Source organism: Brunnivagina elsteri CCALA 953 (genome assembly GCF_002289455.1).
In the GTDB taxonomy this organism is placed as follows: Bacteria; Cyanobacteriota; Cyanobacteriia; order Cyanobacteriales; family Nostocaceae; genus Brunnivagina; species Brunnivagina elsteri.
On the sequence record NZ_NTFS01000413.1, the window covers coordinates 1 to 5,612 of the forward strand.

Annotated in this window: 4 protein-coding genes; 1 reads left to right on the top strand and 3 read right to left on the bottom strand. The window is 35.8% G+C overall.

Annotated features, from left to right (window positions below; genetic code table 11):
* From CK510_RS25260 to CK510_RS25270, 3 genes are all read right to left on the bottom strand, one after another.
* Nucleotides 1-870 (bottom strand): glycosyltransferase family 2 protein (locus CK510_RS25260; protein WP_095724298.1); only part of this gene is annotated, 870 nt, incomplete at its 3' end.
* A gap of 92 nt (nt 871-962) precedes the next feature.
* A complete protein-coding gene (locus CK510_RS25265; protein WP_095724299.1) occupies nt 963-3,188 on the bottom strand; it encodes a GumC family protein in 2,226 nt (741 codons plus the stop codon).
* Between the two features lie 1,022 nt (nt 3,189-4,210).
* The gene (locus CK510_RS25270) at nt 4,211-4,777 is read right to left on the bottom strand and encodes an FKBP-type peptidyl-prolyl cis-trans isomerase (protein ID WP_095724300.1); all 567 of its coding nucleotides are present in this window, start codon (nt 4,775-4,777) and stop codon (nt 4,211-4,213) included.
* A gap of 283 nt (nt 4,778-5,060) precedes the next feature.
* Between CK510_RS25270 and CK510_RS25275 the strand changes: the two genes are divergently transcribed.
* Nucleotides 5,061-5,486, top strand: coding sequence for a nuclease A inhibitor family protein (locus CK510_RS25275; RefSeq protein WP_095724301.1), 426 nt, complete (start codon nt 5,061-5,063; stop codon nt 5,484-5,486).
* The last annotated feature ends 126 nt before the right edge of the window (nt 5,487-5,612 follow it).

A 5,612-nucleotide genomic window follows, 5' to 3' on the forward strand; every position in this document is an offset into this window, starting at 1 on the left:
TTTGAGCAAAATTGGTAAATAAGTCCGAATCATTTGTAAATGACCATGCTCCCAACGAGTTCTTTGACTTTTAATAGCTTCCGACTGTTGGGGAAAATAGGAAGTTACCCTTGCTTCTGGACAAAATATTGGTCTGTGTCCTGCGATCGCAAGGTCTAAACCAAGCTTCAAATCTTCTACAATGTGACCATTCGCTAAGTTTGCTTTGCTGATGATATGCCAAGGAAAAGCCATACCCGTACCTTTCAAAGAGCAAGACTGTCCTAAACGTTTCAATCCCAGTGGAAGAACTAAATTCCTGAGCAGTTGGGCAAACTCTGCTAACAACTCTTTTGATGATTTCGAGGTTTTTGGTGTGGTCATCAAGTAAGTTGCTTGCACTGGTTTTTGGGTTGCGATCGCGGATTCTGTTAGTCGTGCGATCGCGTTTGGATGCACTGTACAGTCAGCGTCGATAATGATGACGACATCGGGAGGTTGGGATTTGAGGAATTTGATTCCGTAATCTAAAGCGTATCCTTTACCTCTGTTTTCACTGTCGTATCGTTCAATCACTGTTGCACCTTTAGCACGGGCAATTTCGGCTGTAGCATCATTACAGTTATCAGCAACTACAATTAAGCTGTCTTGTGGTTTTAAGACTGAATTTAATGTGTCTAATGTTAAACCAATTACAGTTGCTTCATTGTGAGCAGGTACTATGATACTAACTTGCGTATTTTGCCAATTATCTAGGTTTTCATTACAGCTTCTTGCAAATCGGGAAGCAATACATTCAATTAGGAAGAAAACACAAATAATAAGTAATAAAGATGTGTTTATTGATAGGAGTCCATTAGTCAAAAAAAGTGCCACTTGGCTGATTGACATTTAATTAGTACCTCAGTATTTTATTTGACTCAAAGTTAAAGTGCAGAAGTCTTGGTTTGATTTATTTATGAGATAAAACTTAATTTGGGAACTTATTTAGAAAATGACTTAGGAGCCAGTTTTCCCCCCGCAGATTCTATTTCTGCAACACTATGTTTAATCCTAGAATCAGAGTAGTGGAAGTAACTATCTGGTTCTTGTTTGAGATTTACAGCATTGGCAATAATTCCTAAAACATTTGCCTCAGAACGTTCTAATAATGACTTGGCAGCTTGAGCGCTTACTGAGTCTACGACTTTAGGTCTTGCTACTAGCAAAACACCATCCACCATTTTTCCAAGAACTGCCGCATCCGCAGTTCCAACTAAAGGAGGTGTATCGAAAATAATATAATCATAGTTTTCAGAAATTTTCTCGATTAAAGATAACATTCCTTCAGAATCGATTAAAGCTGACGGGTTAGGTGGTTGTACTCCAGCTGTCAGAATAGATAAATGATTCGTCACTGTTTTTACTGCTAGTGAAAATTCATCTTGACCAACAATGATATTGCTTAAACCTGATGAATTAATCAAACCCCAAAGGTGATGTTGTGATGGTTGACGCATATCCGCATCAACAAGTAAAACTCGTCTTCCTGATTGAGCAATGATTGCCGCTAAGTTTGCAGTAACTTCTGATTTCCCCTCACCAGCAACTGAACTTGTGACTACAATTGTGCAAACTTTCTTATGACTAATAAACTTGAGATTTGCTTGCAGCATTTGATATGCTTCGTGAATCACTGTACGAGGAGAAGAAGCAACAATAACACGGGGGGACACATTATCTCCCATTATTTGATGCAAAGAACTGTGGGTATTATTGGGTTCAAACTTCGGAATAAATCCCAACATAGTATAGCCAAAAAACTTCTCAGATTCCTTAACTGTTTTCAGAGACCTATCAATTAAATCTATAAAAAATGCACTTGCTATACCTACTAATAAACCCACAAATACACCACCTCCTAATAAAAGTAATGTCATTTTCGACATCGCTGCTATTTTAGGAACGAGTGCTGGTTGAACAACTCTAGCATTACCAATTGTTTGTTTTTCTACAATTTCAATTTCTTGGAGTCTGGCAACTAGATTTTGGTAATCTGTTTGAGCAATATTGAATTTGCGTTCTAAATCAGTTTGTAGCTTATCTAAATTTGGTAATATACTCAGCTTTCTTTGATAACCTTCTCGGATATTTAATAAAGTCTGAACCTTCTTTTCCAAACCTTGACGTTGTGCCAATAATTGTACATATTGACTTGCAAGGTCTTCTTTAATTTTTCCTATCTGTAAATTGGTTGGAGAAATATTTTTTGTACTTCCTATTTTTCCACTTCCTAAAGATTGTTCAACTCGTTGTTTCACCAAAGAGTTGAGAGCTAATTCCTGACTTTTTAGGTCTGCGATCGCAGGATGCTCATCTGTGTATCGTGCCTTGAGTGTAGCCAGTTTTGCTTGCACTTTTTGTTGTTCACCTAGAACTTCTTGTACACCAGGTATTTGGCTTAAAGAAGTAATGTTTACAGCTTCTTCTCCGACTAAGTTTAATTGTTTTTTAAGTTCTGTCTCTTGAGCAATAATATCTGCTAGTGCAGCTTGATTTTGACTGACTTGCTCGTTGAGATTACTAATATTGGTAATCGCTGCTGTTGCTTCTTGTGGTAGCTGGACAATATTATTCTGAATTTTAAATCTACGCAACGCTTCAGTTGCTCTTTCTAATTCTGCGCGAGAAGAAGGTAATCTTTTTCTAATAAAGTCACCAGCTGCAAAAACTTGGGTACGATTAGACTGAATATTATTTTTAATATAGGTGTTCATCACCTGATTAACGACTTCTGCTGTCATTTCTGGATTGTTAGATTGATAAGAAACCTTAATAACATCCGTACCAACAACAGGTTCAACTAGTACTTTAAATAGTTCTACATCAACAGGTTTTCCATCTTTATCTTTTAAGTTTAAATTATTAATAACCTCTTGCAAAATTGGTTGAGAGTTGACAATTACAGCTTGTGTTTGTAAGGGGTTTCCCTCACGCATTAAAGATTCTAAATCACCGATTTTTTCTCCTACTTTCGTCAGTGATGAAGTTCGATCTGATTTGAAAAGTAGCATTCCACTTGCTTCGTATTGAGGTTTTTGCCTTAATACAACTAATCCCGATAACCCGACTGAAGCACAAAATACTGTTGCTGCAATTAACCAGCGACGTTTTAAGACTAACCAATATTGCTGGATGTCGATTTCTTCTAAATAACCTTTAGTTTCCATATTCTGCATAAAAGTTGCTATTTCCCTAGATGAATTATTAGTATCAGTCTGAAATAAAAAATTAATTAGACAAAATATTACTTCAAGATAACCATAAGTGAGAATACTTGCGATCGCACTTTTTTGGCATCTCGATACTCTCCACAATCAGATTCAAAAACAAGATAAAAGTTATTCTGGAGTGACTTTGAGACTTTAGAGCATCAAAATTAAAACCAGATGAAAACTATCTTATCTGACATGTTTAAGGGATTTTACTTGAATTATTTCAGATTCAAATGGTAGTAAATAAAACCCACATCACTTGCATATCTTTGCAAAATATGGATTTGAAAAACATCTGAAACTCAACCTAAAGTTTCAGATACACACTTCCAATAACTCATCAAATTATCTAAAATCTAGCCGATTATCTTAACAAGGAGTCAATATTCGCGGAATACAACAAAAATAATAATATCTAGTAAGTATTGAAGCAATAAAACAAAAAGCTTCGCTTCAATCAACATAGTAGTAAAGTTACTTACGCCCTAGTGATATACTTACTGATTCCGATAGATGCATACTTGTGAAAATTATACCTCAATTATACTTACTGAAAGTGTGATATCCGTCATTTATTATAAAGTTTTGATAAATATAATTGAGGATAGTTGAGTAAAAAGTTATCTCTCAGGGATGTTAACTCCGTTCGAAAACGACCATATACCAGCTTTTGCCTTACTTTTTACAAAGATTTCAATATCTTCACTTTTCCTTTACAGAGATAAATTCACTGTCAAAAGGTGAGTATCAGTAGTTACAAAAACAACTTATGCATCGAATGGTAACACTTAAGTAGTCAGTATAAATCAGTAGGAGTTTGTACGATTATGTAGTTTTAGGGAACACCAAGGAATAAATTATCCCAAATTGTAGGGGCAAACGGCTGTTTGCCCTGATTTGTATTGCATCTAAACGGAAAATGCTATGTGTAGTTGGGATACTTTATTCTCTGGAAGTCCCCAATGCAAGTCTTCGGTTTATTTAATACCCATTAACTCAACATCAAAAAGTAGAGTTGCATTAGGGGGAATCGTACCATCAGGAGTACCAGCCGCACCATAACCTAATTTACCAGGGATAATTAATTGACGACGACCACCTACTTTCATTGTACTTAAACCTTCATCCCAACCTGGAATTACTTTTCCAGTTCCTAGTGGAAACTCAATCGGTTCATTGCGATCGCGAGAACTATCGAATTTGGTTCCATTCTCTAAAGTACCCGTATAGTGAACAGAAATTGTTTGACCTGTTTTTGGTGTTGCACCACTACCTACTTTGAGGTCAACATATTTTAATCCCGAAGCTGTGGTAACTGTGTTTTTTGCGTCGGTTTTAGTTGTTGCTGGTGTAGAAGTAGTTGTCGGGGATGCTGTTATAGTTGATGTAGTGGGAGTTGTAGTCTCAGTTGATGCAGCTAATGATGGACTGCTGGTTGCTTCTCCTGGGTTAGAGGATTGTTGAGTATTACTGGTTTCGTTACAAGCTGCGATCGCACAACAAGTAATTACTAATCCTGCACACCGTAAAATTGTTTTCAACATCAATCTTCTCTGTTTGCGTATAGGTCGAAATTTCACAAGTTCCTAGTGTATACGAGAATTTTGAAAATTGCTTGAATTTAGTCTTCTTAAAGAGGGCTTTCCCTATTGAACAATGGTTTATAACTGTTGACGGGGGTTGTTGAATATTAATGTTGATGGGATGATTGAGGATGAACACAATTTAAATAAGGTAAATCAGTTATAAAATATTCATTTATTCTCTGAATTCTATGTTCCAATATGGTTCATAATTAAAATTATTTTGATTATTTTTTTATAAACTATGTCAGACTCTAGCCAAAACCCAAATCAAATCTTACTTGAAAAACTTAAACAAGCATCTAGTAACTTATTATTTCCAAGTGAATCGGAATATCCTTTTGATGTATTCTTATGGAAATTTATAGCAGATAAACCAGAAATCAACCGAGAATTAATTCTCAAACAACTTGAGAAGCCATCGGATACACAAATTGAAATTGTAGAGATTGACCCATTTTTTGAAATAGCCACTACAGAACAAGATTGGCACGGTGAAGAAGAAAAGGAAACAGTGAAAAAATATCAAAGTTTAGTCAAGGTTATCAAGGAAAATCTCACCGAAATCAAAGTCGCTCGGATTGGTAAAATCGAAATCGATATTTACATATTAGGCAAAACAGCATCAAACGATATTGCTGGACTTTCGACAAAAGTAATTGAAACCTGATCTCAAAATTTACAACTTCTATTGTCGCGACTATCTTGAAAGTCATTAGGCATTCAATACTCGTCGGTTAAAGATTTTTCGTTCCTATTTTTGGTGTGTAGAGACGTTGCAGTGCAACGTCTCTAC

Coding starts and splice junctions, on each gene's coding strand:
- CK510_RS25265 (WP_095724299.1), bottom strand. CDS start 3,188: ATGGAAACTAAAGGTTATTTAGAAGAAATCGACATCCAGCAATATTGG.
- CK510_RS25270 (WP_095724300.1), bottom strand. CDS start 4,777: ATGTTGAAAACAATTTTACGGTGTGCAGGATTAGTAATTACTTGTTGT.
- CK510_RS25275 (WP_095724301.1), top strand. CDS start 5,061: ATGTCAGACTCTAGCCAAAACCCAAATCAAATCTTACTTGAAAAACTT.